This window comes from Rothia endophytica, assembly GCF_039543885.1.
GTDB lineage: Bacteria > Actinomycetota > Actinomycetes > Actinomycetales > Micrococcaceae > Rothia > Rothia endophytica.
On the sequence record NZ_BAABKP010000001.1, the window covers coordinates 204,079 to 220,643 of the forward strand.

General features: G+C 54.2%; 15 protein-coding genes. 13 read left to right on the forward strand and 2 right to left on the reverse strand.

Translation table 11 applies throughout. The features are described 5' to 3' along the window. Window positions 1-17: 17 nt before the first annotated feature. The 9 genes from ABD982_RS11285 to folE all read left to right on the forward strand — a co-directional run bounded on the left by ABD982_RS11285 (window position 18) and on the right by folE (window position 12,544). Window positions 18-254, forward strand: coding sequence for an AlbA family DNA-binding domain-containing protein (locus ABD982_RS11285; RefSeq protein ID WP_425569995.1), 237 nt, complete (start codon window positions 18-20; stop codon window positions 252-254). A 75-nt stretch (window positions 255-329) separates the two neighbouring features. Further along, window positions 330-2,843 carry a BREX-1 system phosphatase PglZ type A gene (gene pglZ / locus ABD982_RS00910; RefSeq protein ID WP_345443551.1) on the forward strand — a complete coding sequence of 838 codons (2,514 nt, stop codon included), beginning with the start codon at window positions 330-332 and terminating at the stop codon, window positions 2,841-2,843. A 19-nt stretch (window positions 2,844-2,862) separates the two neighbouring features. Continuing rightward, a complete protein-coding gene (gene brxL, locus ABD982_RS00915; RefSeq protein WP_345443554.1) occupies window positions 2,863-4,938 on the forward strand; it encodes a BREX system Lon protease-like protein BrxL in 2,076 nt (691 codons plus the stop codon). Beyond that, the gene (locus tag ABD982_RS00920; protein WP_345443556.1) at window positions 4,931-6,427 is read left to right on the forward strand and encodes a hypothetical protein; all 1,497 of its coding nucleotides are present in this window, start codon (window positions 4,931-4,933) and stop codon (window positions 6,425-6,427) included. The genes brxL and ABD982_RS00920 overlap by 8 nt, the downstream gene beginning before the upstream one ends. 158 nt (window positions 6,428-6,585) lie before the next feature. Beyond that, on the forward strand, window positions 6,586-7,758 hold the full coding sequence (locus ABD982_RS00925) for a zinc-dependent metalloprotease (RefSeq protein ID WP_345443559.1): 1,173 nt from the start codon (window positions 6,586-6,588) through the stop codon (window positions 7,756-7,758). Next, on the forward strand, window positions 7,758-8,963 hold the full coding sequence (gene tilS / locus ABD982_RS00930; RefSeq protein ID WP_345443562.1) for a tRNA lysidine(34) synthetase TilS: 1,206 nt from the start codon (window positions 7,758-7,760) through the stop codon (window positions 8,961-8,963). The genes ABD982_RS00925 and tilS overlap by 1 nt, the downstream gene beginning before the upstream one ends. A gap of 80 nt (window positions 8,964-9,043) precedes the next feature. Further along, a complete protein-coding gene (hpt, locus tag ABD982_RS00935) occupies window positions 9,044-9,595 on the forward strand; it encodes a hypoxanthine phosphoribosyltransferase (RefSeq protein ID WP_251379509.1) in 552 nt (183 codons plus the stop codon). 262 nt (window positions 9,596-9,857) lie between these two features. Next, window positions 9,858-11,978, forward strand: coding sequence for an ATP-dependent zinc metalloprotease FtsH (gene ftsH, locus ABD982_RS00940; RefSeq protein ID WP_345443568.1), 2,121 nt, complete (start codon window positions 9,858-9,860; stop codon window positions 11,976-11,978). Beyond that, entirely contained in the window at window positions 11,978-12,544 is a 567-nt protein-coding gene (folE, locus tag ABD982_RS00945; protein ID WP_251379508.1) for a GTP cyclohydrolase I FolE, read from the forward strand. The genes ftsH and folE overlap by 1 nt, the downstream gene beginning before the upstream one ends. A 77-nt stretch (window positions 12,545-12,621) precedes the next feature. On the opposite strand, the gene ABD982_RS00950 is transcribed toward folE, so the two are convergent. Further along, window positions 12,622-13,212, reverse strand: coding sequence for a hypothetical protein (locus ABD982_RS00950; RefSeq protein ID WP_345443572.1), 591 nt, complete (start codon window positions 13,210-13,212; stop codon window positions 12,622-12,624). Further along, complete coding sequence (locus tag ABD982_RS00955) at window positions 13,212-13,445, reverse strand: helix-turn-helix domain-containing protein (RefSeq protein WP_345443575.1); 234 nt, start codon at window positions 13,443-13,445, stop codon at window positions 13,212-13,214. The genes ABD982_RS00950 and ABD982_RS00955 overlap by 1 nt, the downstream gene beginning before the upstream one ends. 472 nt (window positions 13,446-13,917) lie before the next feature. Here ABD982_RS00955 and folP point away from each other — a divergent pair, with 472 nt between their 5' ends. From folP to ABD982_RS00975, 4 genes are all read left to right on the forward strand, one after another. Further along, entirely contained in the window at window positions 13,918-14,808 is an 891-nt protein-coding gene (folP, locus tag ABD982_RS00960; RefSeq protein ID WP_345443578.1) for a dihydropteroate synthase, read from the forward strand. A 248-nt stretch (window positions 14,809-15,056) separates the two neighbouring features. Further along, a complete protein-coding gene (gene folB, locus ABD982_RS00965) occupies window positions 15,057-15,473 on the forward strand; it encodes a dihydroneopterin aldolase (protein ID WP_251379503.1) in 417 nt (138 codons plus the stop codon). After that, on the forward strand, window positions 15,463-15,969 hold the full coding sequence (gene folK / locus ABD982_RS00970; protein WP_345443584.1) for a 2-amino-4-hydroxy-6-hydroxymethyldihydropteridine diphosphokinase: 507 nt from the start codon (window positions 15,463-15,465) through the stop codon (window positions 15,967-15,969). Before folB ends, folK begins: the two co-directional genes overlap by 11 nt. Next, window positions 15,966-16,490 carry a DUF3180 domain-containing protein gene (locus tag ABD982_RS00975; RefSeq protein WP_345443587.1) on the forward strand — a complete coding sequence of 175 codons (525 nt, stop codon included), beginning with the start codon at window positions 15,966-15,968 and terminating at the stop codon, window positions 16,488-16,490. The genes folK and ABD982_RS00975 overlap by 4 nt, the downstream gene beginning before the upstream one ends. Window positions 16,491-16,565 lie beyond the last annotated feature (75 nt).

The following is a 16,565-nucleotide window of genomic DNA, read 5'->3' on the forward strand; positions in this document are numbered from 1 at the left end:
ATGGAGAATTAACAACTATGTATTATGCGCTGACCACCGACAGTTCCGGCAAACTTACGAACCATGAAAGCAAAACCCTGGAATACAAGCGGGATCTCTCGCACCCCCAGGGGCCCTTGCCCACACTTGTAGCCTTTGCTAACGCTGCCGGTGGTCAGCTGGTTGTAGGCGTAAACCATGATCTCAGCATCTGTGATGTTAAAGATCCGTTGAGGCAAGAAGAATGCCTAGAACTGAGTTTCCTTCTGAAATGAAAAGCCCCAGAGCAAGAATCAGCAGTATAGGCTCACTCATACAGGCAGACAACTACTCACAGCAGGAAACTAGAAATGTCAGACATCGCCCAGGCTATCAATCGTAAATTCGAAGAGCAGAAAATTATCATTTGGCATGACTCTGCCCAAGAGTTTATGGAGGATTTTGAGACCCTTGAACTGCCAGGAAACATTCAAAAGCTCCGAGTAGATAATAATGAGTTCGGTGTTAAGCACACGGTATTTACCGCCTCAGACGAGCAGAAATTCCTCATCTACAGAGGTGGCTTACTGCCGCATGAAACCGAAAACTGGCTGCTTGATCTTGAACTCGCCTATGGCATCTTCACGGCAGATAAGATTTCTCTTACTCTGAATTCGCTCGGTATCAGCTCGCCTATTGCTATCAACTTGGCAGCACAGCACCCTGCCTTCTTTGGGAAGAATACCCTGCTGCAGCAACTTAAGCTGCGTCTTACCGGTCAAGAAGATGAAGCTACCTTTAAGGCGAAGATGGTGGCATGCATCCTTGGGCTTCCCGAAGATCAACACTCAATGCAGGTAATTTTGTCTCATCTAATGACAAAATATGCGCAGGGAGACAGCTCCCCTCAGGCTGCTTTAGCAGAGTACGGGCTTGAAGAATTCTTCTGGAAAGGTACCCGCAATATTTACCGCTATCCAGAAGACAGCCCAGAAAACTTTGGTGCCTTACTCATCTGGGCTTACCGGGATGAAGTTCTTGATAGTACTACCCCCGAGTACCGTAATATTCGTACGGACTACAAAGCTTTCCGGGATAATTACAGCACCCGGGACTACGCTCTAAAAATTGCGCAGAACATTGCAGAAAACAAGAATTACTATCACACCCACAAAGACGATGCGCTGGGAGAGCTGTTGCCCAGTGCCCTTTTTGAGGAGACAGAACAACTCATCCTGCTCAAGCTTACTCAGGGGCTCCTATCAGCCCTGTATTCTGCGCAAGAAATTAGCGAATCTATAGCTCAACGTTCCCAAAATTCGGTGCTCTGGTACCAAAAGTACAGAGAGGCCTATGAAGCACTGATCACTGGTGCTCAGTTGCTTGAACGTATTCGTACTCTAGAGCTTGGGGCCGGAAACCTCGTTGAGACATTCAAAAACTATATCTACCGCTGGTCTATTATCGATCGGCTCTACCGCAAGTATCACCTGGCTCAAAAACGAAGCAGCCAGGTTCATGGAAACACACTCTTCAATGAACTTACACAGCAGGTCAACAATGCTTACACCAGCAATTACCTGATTCCGCTGGGAGATCACTGGTCTAATCTAGTGGACAAGACCCCCAACTGGCGTGAAAGCTTCCCTGACAGTAACCGTCAAGAAGCCTTCTACACTGAGCATGTGAAGCGACACCTTGAAAAAGCGCGTACCTTCGTTATCATTTCAGATGGCATGCGCTACGAAGTAGCTTATGAGCTAGAACAAAAGCTTGCGCAAAACGATAAGTATAAAACCAGCATTAGCGGCATGCTTGGAGTCCTTCCTAGCTACACTCAGCTGGGCATGGCTTCTCTCTTGCCTCATACCAAGCTAACCATCACACCAACACCTAACTCTGCTTCGGTATTAGCTGATGGGATTTCGACTCAGGGCACTGCAAACCGCGATAAAATTCTTACCTCTTTTGGCGGCCGAGCATTTCAGTATAAAGACGTGATCAGTCTCAGTCGAGCTGACATGAAAAAGCTCTTCAAAGACCTTGATTGCATTTACATCTACCACAACACCATTGATAGTACCGGCGATAAGCGTGCAACCGAGGACGGAACCTTTACCGCAACCGAAATCGCCTTTCAAGAGATTGAAGCACTCGTCAAGAAGCTGCACACATCAGCTACCCGCATACTTATAACTGCTGATCACGGCTTTATTTACCAAGATGAAAATGACAACCAGATCAGTTATCTCAGCGAAAAGGCACACGGCGATACACTCATCTTCGAAGACAGGCGGTTTGTTTTTGGAGAGGGCCTGCACAAGAGCGAAGCATTCCATCACTTTACCTCTCAAGAGTTAGGCGTAGAGCCTGGTGTCGAAGTGCTTATTCCCCGTTCAATCCAACGCCTGAAAAGGCAAGGTTCTGGGTTTAGGTATGTGCATGGTGGTGCATCCCTCCAAGAGATGACAGTGCCGGTGATTAACGTGCATATCACTAAAAATAAGAGCATTTCCAAAACGGTGAAAGTGGACTTTGTTGAAGTGCCCAGCAAGTTAACCTCAAACTTGCTGGTCATTAAACTCGTTCAGCAGCACCCCCTTGGCAATCTACAGCCACTTAGGGTGCGCGCAGGTATTTACCATAATGACAATCTCATCTCAGATCAGCCGGAAGCTACCTTTAACTTTGCATACGAGGCAGCGAGCGAACGCCAATTGAGCCTCACCCTTGAACTGACCAGGGCTGCAGATAGCCTTACCGAAGGTAATGCAGAAATTAGGCTTGAGAGCTATAACTCTGGTACCGAAACCTGGCATCACTACGAGAAAACAAATATTGAGATTAAACGCGGGAACACTGCGATTGATGACTTCTTCAACTAACCCCTAAGGAACATATCTCATGGCATATACACCGCTTGACGAAAAAATCGTTTCAGAGTTTCCTGGTAACGTCGTTCGTAAAGACCTCTCGGCCCAGCTCAAAAGCAACGCCCCAGTTCCTACCTACGTATTGGAATATCTGCTCGGGCAGTATGCGACATCAAATGATGAAACCCAAATTGCCGAGGGTATTGAACGGGTTAAAGCCATTCTTGAGAATAACTTTGTTCATAGAAACCAGGCCGAACTCATCAAGTCAACTATCCGTGAAAAAGGCTCAAAACTGCTGATTGACCGAATTCACGTGATCTTCAATGACAAAGATGACCGTTATGAGGCAAGTTTTAATAACCTCGGCATCTCAGAAGTTGTGATTGACTCAGCAACGGTACGAGCAAACCCCAAACTGCTGACAACTGGAGTTTGGTGTCTACCTCGTGTGAGTTACCACGGCACCCCCGAGCCAGGTACCAGCCCCTGGCAACTCGAAAGTCTCAAGCCCGTCCAGCACTCAGGGTTTGACTTCGACCAGTATAAAAAACATCGCGAGGCCTTCAGCTCCGAAGAGTGGATCGATGTACTGATGCAATCCATCGGCCTCAATCCTGAGTTCTTCGGCCATCGCCAGAAACTCTTTCAGCTAACTCGCCTGATTCCATTCGTTGAAAGAAACTATAACCTCATTGAACTTGGGCCAAAAGGTACAGGTAAAACCCACGTCTACTCGGAATTCTCACCCCACGGCATTGTCATTTCTGGTGGTGATGTCACGGTGCCCAAACTTTTCATCAACAATACAACCGGCAGAATAGGGCTAGTAGGCTACTGGGACGTTGTGGCTTTTGATGAGTTTGCCGGCCGAACTAAACGCCCTCAACGTGAACTTGTAGACATCATGAAGAACTACATGGCAAATAAGAGTTTCTCAAGGGGGAACGATGTGCAAAGTGCTGAGGCGTCTTTTGCTTTCGTTGGGAACACCGCTCATAACGTACCCCACATGCTGAAACATTCAGATCTCTTCTCAGAGCTTCCTGCTAACTACCACGACTCAGCATTTATCGACCGTTTCCACACTTATATTCCTGGTTGGGAAGTTGAAACGGTGCGCAACGAAATGTTCACCCAGGGTTTTGGCTTTGTTGTGGATTACCTGGCAGAAGGTCTGCGGCACATGCGCAACCTCGACTACTCTCTTCATACCGCTCATTTATTTGACCTTGATAAGAGCCTCTCTAAACGAGACCGGGACGGTATCAATAAGACTTTCTCGGGCTTGCTCAAGCTAATTTACCCTCACGAACAGTTCACCCCGGAACAAGCAGAAGAGCTTTTTATCTTTGCTATCGAGGGCAGAAAACGAGTCAAAGACCAGCTCTGCCGTATCGACTCCACGATGGTTCAACCCCGTTTTTTGTACCTGAACAAGACAAGTAACCAGGAACGCGGGGTACAGACTCTTGAGGAAGCTGAGTACCCAACTCTCTACTGGCGAGATAACGCGCTTCAACAAGAAAACCTTGAAGAAACACCCGTTACGCAGGGTACCGTCGGGGTTGCGCAGACGGCCCTCACACCGGTAGATACGCCCCCCCTAGAAGGAAGGGTTGAAATAAGGGAAAACCAAACAGGCGTCACTTATCAGGGGCTATTTGCTGACTATCTCCGAGGGGCCACCATGATTCAGCTTGAGGACGCCTACATTCGCCGAGCACACCAGGGGCGAAACCTGCTTGATCTTCTGGTCGTTGTTCATTCGGTTAAAGATCCTGCCGAAGAAGTTGTTTTTGCCTTGCGCTCAGGTTCAGACGAATCCGGTGGGTTTACTCAGGAACAAGAGGAGATGTTTGAAGAAATTAAAAACCAAGTTGAGCCACTTGGAATTAAGTTCATCTATACGTATGACTCCGGCACTCATGATAGGTCTATTAAATGTAACAACGGTTGGATTATCGACCTTGGTATTGGGCTAGACATGTTCCAGAGACCTGCTTGGAGCCAGTATTCACTAGAGTTCAGCCATCAAAAGTTCCGTAAGAGCAGAAGAGTAGTGCTGAATTACACCTTTGATGCGAATGCTAACGTCAATGCCTAAAGCAACAGCAATTTTTATCTGTGATGTCCGAGTACGTCCAGAAAAAATACATAAAAGTAGTGCCTGGTCTCAAGGAACCTGGGCGGTTCCCAGCGGTACCCGCCGGGATGGAAGTCAGCTTTACTCCGACGGGGGATGGAGAGCTCAATACTTTCCTTCCACAATGTCACCTTTTTTGTACGGGGACATGGGCGGTTCCAAGAGCCTTACTATGATTCCTGTGCGCTATCACCACGAGTGCGATATTAATGTTATGCCCTATATAAAAGGTAAGGAACGACGTACATCCGATGGCAGTAATATGCTGAGGTTTCCTGAGGTAACACATTTCACCATCAGACGCTTAGAACTATTAATTGCTGATCGGGTTATAGACGGTGTGGCACTTGCTCAGCTAGCCATCGTAAGCGAAGTTGAGGCAAACACCGAGGAACAGGTCAAAAACGTAATCCGCAGTTTTGCCTCGGCATTTGGCGGAGGTGACTACCGAGGCGTCCGCGGGCGTGATTTACACGAAGTAGTTGAGAAAGAATGTGTAAATTCACACATTGATTTTCCAACAGCCAAGAGCCTCAAATACGATACCGAGGCAAATACCTATACCGCTATTTTTCTTCAAAAGAGCCCACAGGAAGTAGAAGAAATAAAGAACGGTCTCCCTGCCGGTTTTGAAGACTATGAGCCGTTTCTGCCACTGTTGGTCGAATATACTACCAACCTCACTCCCCAAAGAGCCGTGGAAGATAAAGAGCGATTTGATCAGGAGCAGGAGACCCGTTTCCTCACCTTTAACCGGGTAGGGTATGGGTACTTTGCCCGTTATTATGCTGCCTTTATAGCTGTAGAAGACAATGGTGGCTGGCGTTCCCAAAAATTTGCGGCGAGCTTTGAAGCAGAATATCTGGATGCTTTACTTTTGGGCAGGTTGCAGGACCAGATGCTCCGCCAGTCCGAACTCAGACTAGTGCAAGCTATGGCTGGTGCCGCCCACTCTAACAACTTGGGGAAAACCTCAGATCAGGTGATGGCGCTTTACCGTGAAATTGAAGTGGACTCCGTGCGCTATTGGATGGATGATGCTTCTGCTAATACCGGTAAGACTATGGAGGTTTTGAGAGAATTCAAAAAGGCCATTGAATTTTATAAACGGTACGGCGCAATGAAGCAGCACGCTGAGACGATTATGAATATCGCAACCCGAGACCAGCAAGAAGCTGCGCTGGAGAGCCAAGACCGTATTGCACTGGTACTCGCCATTGTTGGTGCCTTAGTTATTCCGTTGCCGCTCTTGAACGATAGCTTCGATTTTATGGATAGGGTTGCTCAGCAGGAAATCTTTGTTTCTTGGCAATCCTTTGTGTTCTGGTTCTTGCTGTCAGGTCTGACTCTGGGGCTAATAGTGGGTCTGGTTAACTGGCTACTATCTTTGCGCAGAGGCAGGCTCCGCGGAGTATTTTCTGTGTTGAGACCAAGAAATAAACATCGGTAGCTATAGGTTGTTTTCCTTACCCAGTTATTCGTTTAGGCGGTGTATATGTGCAGGTTCTACTTACCGGGACTACAGATGATAGTGGGCAGCTCAGCAGGTAGAGAGAAGGAAACAGAGAACACCAGGGTGTCTTGTGCACTCCGGTAAAGTGAGGGTCTATGAATGCCTCACCCGCTCCCCAGCGTCCTGACAGTGCCCGCTCCGTACCCCTGAATTTTGGGTTGGCCCACAAGGTTGCCAGCTTCATCACCCCCGGCGGGCCTCGGCTAGAAGACCAGCGCAAGCGTAGCGCCGTGGAGGATATGCGCTACGCCGCTACCGCCGCCGTGGATCATGTCTATAACATCACCGGTTTGGACGCCGCCCACAACCTGCACGACTCTGAGCTTCTCATTGTTGACCGCGCCACCTGGGTGCAAGCCAACGCCCAGTCCTTTGACGTCATGCTGGGGCCTGTGGCCGAAGAGGTGCTGGGTAGCAAGCTAGAGCACCTTACTGACACCCAGTACGCCATCACCGAGGTGGGCGGTGCCACCGAACTGGGCGCGGTGCTGGGCTTCCTCTCCACCCGCGTGCTGGGGCAGTACGACCCCTACGCCGCGCTCGCCGGTCACGGAGCGTCCGGCGGCAGGCTCATGATCGTGGCACCTAACCTGGTTCAGCTCGAAAAAGAGCTCAATCTTGACCCCGCAGATTTCCGCCTCTGGGTGGCGTTGCACGAGCAGACCCACCGGGTGCAGTTCGCCGCTGCCCCCTGGCTGCGGGATTACATGCTGGCCACGATGCACGATTTAGCCAGGGAACTAGGGCAGGTCACTGAGAACCTGCCCGAACGTCTTGCTTCTGCTGCCACCGGCGCGGTGCGCGGTATGAAGAACCGCGAAGCGCTGGGTGAAGGAACCCCCGCCCCCGGCGTCACCGCCCTGCTCAGCCCTGAGGGCAAGGAGCTTATGGACCGGGTCACCGCCATCATGAGCCTGCTCGAAGGTCATGCCAACGTGGTCATGGACGCCGTGGACGGCTCCATCGTGCCCAGCGTCAAAACTATCCGCCGCCGCTTTGAGCGTCGCGGCAAAAACCAGGGCTTCTTCCCCCGCTTCATGGGCAAACTCTTGGGGATGGATGCCAAAATGTTGCAGTACAAAAACGGGCAAAAGTTCGTTCAATACATTGTGGATCAGGTGGGCATGGGCGACTTTAACCGCATCTGGGAATCCCCCGAGAACCTGCCAGCCGCCACAGAAATCACCCGCCCTCAAGCGTGGATTGACCGTGTACTCGGTGCAGCCCCGGCAAAAACTATCTCAGCACAAACCATCCCGGAGAACTAATGCAAGAGGCACGCAAAGGCAGGCTTAACCCCACCGTAGGTGCAGCGCGCGGGGCATTGGCCTCCGCCCTTAATGACGCCCTGGGGCCGGGTACCGTGGCCCCCGCAGGCCGGGCTACCCGAAACCGGCAGGACGTGAGCGAGCAGGGTGCCGGCATCCAGCACGAAAACTCGGCCGTGCCCCTGGTGCTGGTGGCGGTCAGTGGCGGCCCTGATTCTCTGGCGCTCGCCTCGCTCACTGCCCACTTTGCCCGCCGCGGTGATCTTCGTGCCGGTGCCATCGTGGTGGACCATCAGCTGCAAGAAGGATCGGGAGAAGTTGCCGAGAGCACCGCCCACGTTCTGCGGCAGATGGGGCTATCGCCGGTTTTAGTAGAGAAAGTCACGGTTAATTCCAGTAGTGAGGGCCCAGAAATGGCGGCACGCCTTGCCCGCTACGGGGCTTTTGAAAAGGCAGTCCGCGAAACCGGTGCCGCCGCCGTCCTTTTGGGGCACACCCTAGATGATCAGGCAGAAACCGTTCTGCTGGGGCTGGCACGGGGTTCAGGCACCCGGTCGCTGGCTGGCATGCCCGCCCTCAAAGAAGAAAATGGTGTCACCTACTTGCGCCCACTCTTGAGCGTACGCCGCAGTGAGATTGAAGAAATCTGCGCCGCCGAGAACCTGAACCCCTGGTACGACCCCACCAATACCGACCAGTCCCTCATGCGCGCCAAAGTGCGCCACAGCATCCTGCCCTATCTTGAGGAGCACCTGGGAGGGGACGTAGCCCTCTCGCTGGCACGCACCGCTGCCATCACCGGGCCGGACGCTCTCTACATGCACCAGCAGGCAGAAGCAACCCTTACCCGGGTAGAAACTAGCCTTACTGAAGTGGGTGGCCTGGAAAAACTAAATCTACCCCCGGCAGCAGAAACAGCTGACCTGGTACTGCTGGACCGCGCCAGCCTGCTGAACCTTCACCCAGCTCTGCGGGGCCGGGTGCTGGCGCTCGCCGTCAAAAAAGCCGGTGGTTTTAACCCCGGGTTCGAGCGTTTAGGGGCTCTGAATGAGTTTGTGAAAGAACACTCCATTGCAGGACCAGTTCAATTACCGGGCCATGTCAGCGCCTACCGCCGCCGCCCCTCGGCCGCCCTTTTACGCCAGGAAAAACAGATAAACCTCAAAAAAACCGGGCTTATCGTTTTACTCAGCACCTCAAAGTAACCATACTTAAAGGTAGGACGCGCCGCCACCCGGTAACGGCGGCGGTGCCAGCAGCTTAAAACAACCAGAAAGCAACAGACGTGGACGCTAACGACGTACAGAACGACATCAAGCACGTTCTCTTCAGCAAAGAAGAGATTGACGCCAAAATTAAGGAGCTTGCCGCTCAGATCGATAAGGATTACAAGGGCAAGGACGTGCTTCTGGTGGGCGTACTCAAGGGCGCGATCATGGTGGTAGCCGACCTTTCCCGTGCGCTTAAGGCCCACTACACCATGGACTGGATGGCTGTTTCCTCTTACGGCTCGGGCACCAAGTCCTCCGGCGTAGTTCGTATCTTGAAGGACCTCGACACCGATTTGACCGGCCGCGATGTACTCATTGTTGAGGACATCATTGATTCAGGCCTGACCCTCAAGTGGTTGCAGCAGAACCTGGTGTCCCGCGGCGCGGCGTCCGTGGAAATCTGCACTCTGCTGCGCAAGCCGAAGAGCGTGAAGACCGATGTTGACGTCAAGTATGTCGGTTGGGATATCGAGCCCGAGTTCGTCGTCGGCTACGGTCTTGACTTCGCGGAGCGCTACCGCAACCTGGACTGCATCGTCACCCTGGCTCCGCACGTTTACTCCTAAACTGCCTTTAGTATTGAGCGCGCAGGTAGCCCCCGGGCACCTGCGCGCTGCTGTATCTAAGCCAGATTAGGGCGGGTAAGGGGAGAGGCAGCCCCGGCTTGTCCTTTAGCCCAGAGGCGAAACAAACCAGCATCACGGTTAGAATTCAGGAAACTTAGGTACATTAGATAGGTCTTTAAGTTCTTAGGCCCCGTTCGCGGCGGCAATAGAAAATGTAAGTGGTTGGGCTCGCCTAGCCCCGTCAGATGTGGAAGGCACGGCATTGACGCAAAAAACGGATAACACCCCTGATGGCAAGAAGAAGGGGTTCTTTGGCAAGCTGATTTCAGGGCCCTGGTTCTGGGTTCTTCTTGCCGTGCTCATTGCGGTCCCCATGCTGTTTGCTAACAGCTTCTCATCAGCACGCCAGGTTGATACCAACGTGGGCCTGGGGCTGCTGAACGACGATAAGGCGATCAGCGCCAAGATTTACGATGGCGATCAGCGCGTGGATCTTGAGCTCAAAGATGACTACGTGAATGGTTCTGGTGAAAACCAGGGCAAGTCCGTTTCTTTCTACTATGTTGAGCCCCGCGCTGATGATGTGGTGGCGGCTATGGACGATGCCGGCTTGGAATCCTTCACGGATCAGCCGGTGCAGACCAACTGGTTTACCTCCATGCTGTCCTTTATGCTGCCCTTCCTCATTCTGGTAGCTCTCTTCTGGTTCTTAATGTCTCGCATGGGCGGTGGCAGCTCCCAGATCATGAACTTCTCTAAGTCAAAGGCTAAGAAGTTCAACAAGGACAACCCCACCGTGCGTTTCGCCGATGTTGCCGGTGTGGATGAGGCTCTGGCTGAGCTTGAAGAGGTGCGCGAATTTTTGGCTGAGCCTGAGAAGTTCACCCGTCTGGGCGCGAAGATTCCCAAGGGCGTTCTGCTGTACGGTCCTCCCGGTACCGGTAAAACCCTGCTGGCTAAGGCCGTTGCTGGTGAAGCCGGCGTGCCCTTCTTCTCCATTTCAGGTTCTGACTTCGTTGAAATGTTCGTAGGTGTGGGCGCCTCCCGCGTACGCGACCTTTTCAAGGAAGCCAAGCAGAACCCCGCTGCCATTATTTTCGTTGATGAAATCGATGCTGTGGGCCGCCAGCGCGGCGTCGGCATGGGCGGCGGTAATGACGAACGCGAGCAGACCCTTAACCAGCTGCTGGTTGAGATGGATGGCTTCGACGGCACCTCTAACATCATCGTTATTGCGGCGACCAACCGCCCCGATGTGCTCGACCCCGCGTTGCTGCGCCCCGGCCGTTTTGACCGCCAGGTGGGCGTGGACGCCCCCGATATGGCAGGACGCCAGCGCATCCTTGAGGTGCACGCCGCAGGTAAGCCCATCGATCGCCGTGTTGACCTGGGAACAGTAGCTAAGCGTACTCCCGGTTTTACCGGTGCTGACCTGGCTAACGTCATGAATGAAGCGGCCCTGCTGACGGCCCGCGATGGCGGTAATGTCATTGATGAGCGTGCCATTGACGAGGCGATTGACCGCGTCATGGCCGGCCCCCAGCGTTCTTCCCGCATCATGAATGAGCACGATCGTAAGGTGACCGCCTACCACGAGGGCGGCCACGCCCTGGTTGCTGCTGCCCTGCGTAACTCGGCACCGGTCACTAAGATTACGATTCTGCCCCGTGGCCGCGCCCTGGGTTACACCATGGTTATGCCGCAGGATGATAAGTACTCCACCACCCGTCACGAACTGCTGGATCAGATGGCCTACGCCATGGGTGGCCGCGCGGCTGAAGAGGTCGTCTTCCACGACCCCTCTACCGGTGCGTCCAACGATATTCAGAAGGCAACCGACACTGCGCGCAAGATGGTGACCGAATACGGCATGAGCGCCAAGGTAGGTTCGGTTCGCCTGGTCGCTAAAGAATCTGATCCCTTCCTGGGCGGTGGCGGTGGCGGTGGCAACCAGCATTCCGACGCTCTGGCTGCCACTGTGGACGCCGAGGTGCAGGCTCTGCTGGAGGGTGCCCACGACGAGGCTTTCCAGATTCTGGTTGAGAACCGTGACGTGCTGGATACTCTTGCTATGACTCTGCTGGAGAAGGAAACCCTGCTAGAAAAGGATCTGGCAGAAATCTTTGCTAACGTACGCAAGCGCCCTGAGCGTGAGCACTGGTACTCCAAGGACACCCGCGAGAAGACCAACATCCCCCCTGTACTAGCCCCCAGCGAACGTGCTGAGGCAAATCAGGGTGAGAATGAAGAGTCTGAGGGTGCTCCCGTTGAGGGTATTGTGCAGCAGCCGGTGGTTGATCCCATGGACCATGGCACACCCCACCCCGGCGCGGCTGGTCCTGATGGCACCCCCGATGTGGACCCGCTCGGAGGGCAGCGCTAATGGCGGTGGATCAGCCTCGTATCGAGGCCGCAGTACGCGAGATTTTGCTGGCAATTGGGGAAGACCCCGAGCGGGATGGTCTCCTAGATACCCCCGCCCGCGTGGCACGTGCCTATGACGAGATGTTTGCCGGTCTGCATATGGATGCCGGCGATATTCTGGGAACAACTTTCGATATTGACCATTCCGAGATGGTGCTGGTCAAGGACATCCCCTTCTTCTCTACCTGCGAGCATCACCTGGTGCCCTTCTACGGAACAGCGCACATTGGTTACATTCCCGGTGGTGACGGAAAAGTAACCGGCCTGTCTAAGCTGGCACGTCTGGTGGATCTTTACGCTAAGCGCCCTCAGGTTCAGGAGCGTCTGACTACCCAGGTGGTTGAGGCTCTTGAAGAGCATCTGGCTCCTTTGGGCGCCATTGTGGTCATGCAGGCTGAGCATATGTGCATGTCGATGCGCGGCGTGCGTAAGCCCGGCACCAAGACCGTGACTTCGGCAGTACGCGGTGCCCTGCGTGACCCGGCGACCCGGGCTGAGGCAATGAGCCTTATTAATGCTTCTTAGCCTTGAATATTGGAAAGGGGCCGGTTTGTAGCAACAAACCGGCCCTATTCGTTGTGCCTTAGCCCCAAGAGCACCTGTTAGATGGTGGCGTCTGTATCCTCTTGAAGGGTCAGCCCCCGGCGTAGTGCTCCTTCGATGAAGAAGAGGGCTGCGATAAAGAGGAGAGTCACCATTCCCTGGTCTGAGAAGAAGGTCGCCTCTTTTTCGAGGGAGTCCAGAGCGTAGGCCCTGCTGACACCAAAGGCCACCACCTCAGTGAAAATGGAGTAGCCAATCATGCCGATCAGCAGGACGATGGGCACGGCTCGCAGGGTTGCCAGGGCTGTAACGGTGAAGTCAGCCTTCCGGTAGAAGGCTTTAGCCACCCGGTGCAGCAGCACCGCGGTAGCTAGATAGACCATGAACTTCCAGACGAAGCCTGCCCAGGCAGCTACTACGGTGAGCTGGCTGAGGTTTTCTGCGCTGACCCAGTGAGTCCCGCCGGTGAGCTCGGGGTTGAAACGGTGCAGGGGAGAGGGGATGCCCTGCTCAGGCCACTGTATAACGGCAAGCCCAAGGATCATGAAGATAGCGAAACCGGTGTAGATGTAGGCGACGCTGAAGTTATGCTCTTCTGGCTGGTTCTTATTGCCGGCGTCCAGCCCCAGGTAATTTTTGAGTTTTCCCATCAGGAGGCTCCTTGGTCGTTATAGGTGAAGAGGTCGCCCGGGCTGCAGGCTAAGACGTGGCAGAGAGCGGTGAGGGTGGAAAAGCGGATGGCGCGAGCCCGGTTATTTTTGAGCACCGACAGGTTGGCAACCGATACACCCACCTGCTGGGAGAGCTCAACCAGGCTCAGGTTTCGCTCTTCTAGAAGCCGGTCAAGGTTGCACTTAATCTGGTGTTCTTGGTCTGGTGGCATACATCCCTCTCTGAATCAAAAAGCCTATCGTTTATCGATATGCTCTAGTGTGGCATATCGATAAACGATAGGCAAGAGTTCAGGCGGAAGGGTTAGCCGATGGAAGCTCCGGCCCGCTTTTCACGCTGGTAGAGTGCGGCGTCCAAACCCAGCATGAGCAGCAAGGAAACACCAAGGACCGGCCACGCCAGACCCAACAGCACGGGAACACTGATGCGTGATAAGGAGGGGGCGCGGGCTGGACAGCGCTGCGCAGAGGGGAATAGCCAGTGCCCAGGTCGGCATCAAGACGAGCGGGTGGGTGTGAAGGTTGCCTCCTGCAAGCAAGTGCATGCAGAGGGATGAGAACAGCACAAAAGAGGCACTCAAAAGGTCTTTGAGTGCCCTGTGCTGTCACATTGATAAAGGCATAAACATCATTGTAAGCCCAGGTAGATTCTCACCAGGTACCTTCGACCCCTAGACTGGAGACATGAATTTACCGCACGCTCACGGCACTTTTGAGGCTCTGCCTGCCGACCGAACTCTGGTGATGGGCATTCTCAATGTCACCCCTGATTCTTTCTCTGACGGTGGCCTGCACGCCACGACCGAGACAGCTGTAGCTCACGCTTTGCGTCTAATAGAGCAGGGGGCTGACATCATCGATGTAGGCGGCGAGTCTACGCGCCCCGGTGCGGTGCGCGTCCCGCTGGCTGAAGAACAGCGCAGGGTGCTACCCGTGATTGAAGCGCTGGCAGCGCAGGGTGTTGTGATGAGTGTTGATACTCTCAACCCAGAAACTGCTCGGGCAGCTGTGGCCGCCGGTGCCAACATCATCAACGATGTGGCTGGTATGAGCTTGCGTGATGATATGACCGAAGTGGTAGCGGAGTTGAACGTTCCCTACATCCTCATGCACGCCCGGGGCACCTCCCAGACCATGGATTCTCAGGCGACGTACGGCCGGGTTGCTGATGAGGTGACCGCTGAACTGCTGGGCTTGCGGCAGCGCCTCCTGGCCGGGGGAGTGGAACCCCAAAAAATCATCCTTGACCCGGGCCCCGGTTTCGCAAAACGCGGGGACCAGAACTGGCAAATTTTGGCGAGTATTGAGGGCCTGGTTGCTCGGGGGCATAAGGTTCTGGTGGCTGGCTCCCGCAAGCGTTTTATCGCCGCTGCCTTGCAGGCCAGCGACGCGGCGTCCGCGGGGCAACCCGTGGATCAGGTGGCTGAGCGTGCGCCCGCTGACCGCGACGTCGCCAGCGCCGCCCTCAGCCTGATGGCGGCGGAAGCCGGGGCGTGGGCAGTGCGGGTGCATAACGTGCGTGCCACCGTGGACGCTCTAGCGGTGAGGTCTGCCTGGCAACAGGGCGCCGAATAGGTTAAAGAAATATACTTCTCACCGCTGAAATAAACGCTTCACAAAAGAAAAAGTGTTTGTGACCTTAACCTCCTTCTTGGGTGATGTGAAACTCAGTAAGCTGGGAGTTTCCGCAGAAAATCGGCAGAGTTTGAATACATCATGTTTAAAAGCACGAATTACTAGTAGCTCAAGTAGCCTAAGCACCGTGGATAATTGTTAGACAAGACACCAACGATGGTGCTCACTGACCCCGGTGAAAGGTGGCCATGCACGTTCACGAATCATCTAGCGATTTCACGCGCAGGGACTACTCGCGCGCTGACCGTATCACGCTGACCGGCGTGGGTAGCGTCGGCTATCACGGTGTGCTTAATACCGAAAAACAAACAGGGCAGCCCTTCTTCGTCGATATCACCATGTTCACCGATTTCGCCCAAGCTGCGTCTACCGACGATGTCGCTCATACCGTCAACTATGCTGAGGTCGCTGAAGTGATCCGCGAAATCGTCACCGGTGATTCCTTAGATTTGATTGAAACCCTGGCAGAGAACATCGCGCAGACGGTGCTGGAGCGTTTTCCGCTGGATGCTGTGGAACTAACGGTGCATAAGCCTAATGCTCCTATCGAAGTCACCTTCGCAGATGTTGCGGTCACAATTTTTAGGGAGAATCATGCCCGTTAAAGCTGTTCTTGCGCTGGGGTCAAACCTGGGTGCTAGTGAAGATACTCTGGCTCAGGCTGTTGCTGATCTTGCTGCTCACGAGAAGATTGAAATCACCCGAGTCTCACCGGTTGCAATTACTGCACCCGTGGGAGGCCCCGCCGGTCAACCGGATTACACCAATATGGTCATTGAGATAGCGGTAGCTATGCGGCCCTTCATGCTCCTGGAGTATTGCCAGAGCATCGAAGAGAAGCACCACCGCACCAGAGAAGTGCGCTGGGGCCCTCGCACTTTGGACATCGACATCATCGATATCGCCTCCCTCGAGATGGACGATCCCGACCTCACCCTGCCCCACCCCCGCGCCGCCGAGCGCGCTTTCGTGCTTGAACCCTGGGCTCGTATGGACCCAGCCGCCGAGCTCATGGGGTCCTCTGTACGTGAACTAGCGGATGTAGCCCCTGACGCGGAAGGTATTAGGGAGTTCCGCCCAGCCCCAGTGGTGTGCGCGTGAACCTGAAGCCCCGCGCGCTGGCGCTCACCCTTGCCGGTGGAGCCGCCACCGGCGCCATCGTTAATTCGCTGAGCGTGCGTAATGGGGGGCCGGAGCTTTCTCTGCCCGCCCTCATCTGGGTGGCAGCTCTCCTGATTGGCGGCGCAGTTCTTTATCTGGCTAGCCAGGTCAGTAAGTTCAGCAAACGTGAAACCCGCAGCCAGGCGGGCAACATGAACCCCCTGCTAGCCGCCCGCATCGTGGTTTTTGCGCAGGCACTGGCTTTGACCGGCGCACTGGTTATGGGCTGGCAGCTGGCTATCCTGGTCTTCCAACTTGGCCTCATGAGCAGCCGCGCTTCTACCTGGCCGCTCGCAGAATCAGCTATCTCCATGGTGGCAGGGCTCTTTATGATGGTTTCCGGCGTCATCGCAGTAAACATGTGCAGGATCCCTCCCGGTGATGATGAAGACGGCGGCGGCACGGGTCTGGGTGAGGGCCTGCCGCAGACCGGGCCCCTAGCGAACCGCGAAAGTAAGTAGTAGCCTTCTTCGACAGATTATTTTCTTCGCCAGATTACATGCCTATGGAACAATGAACACTGAGGTTGATGAGTT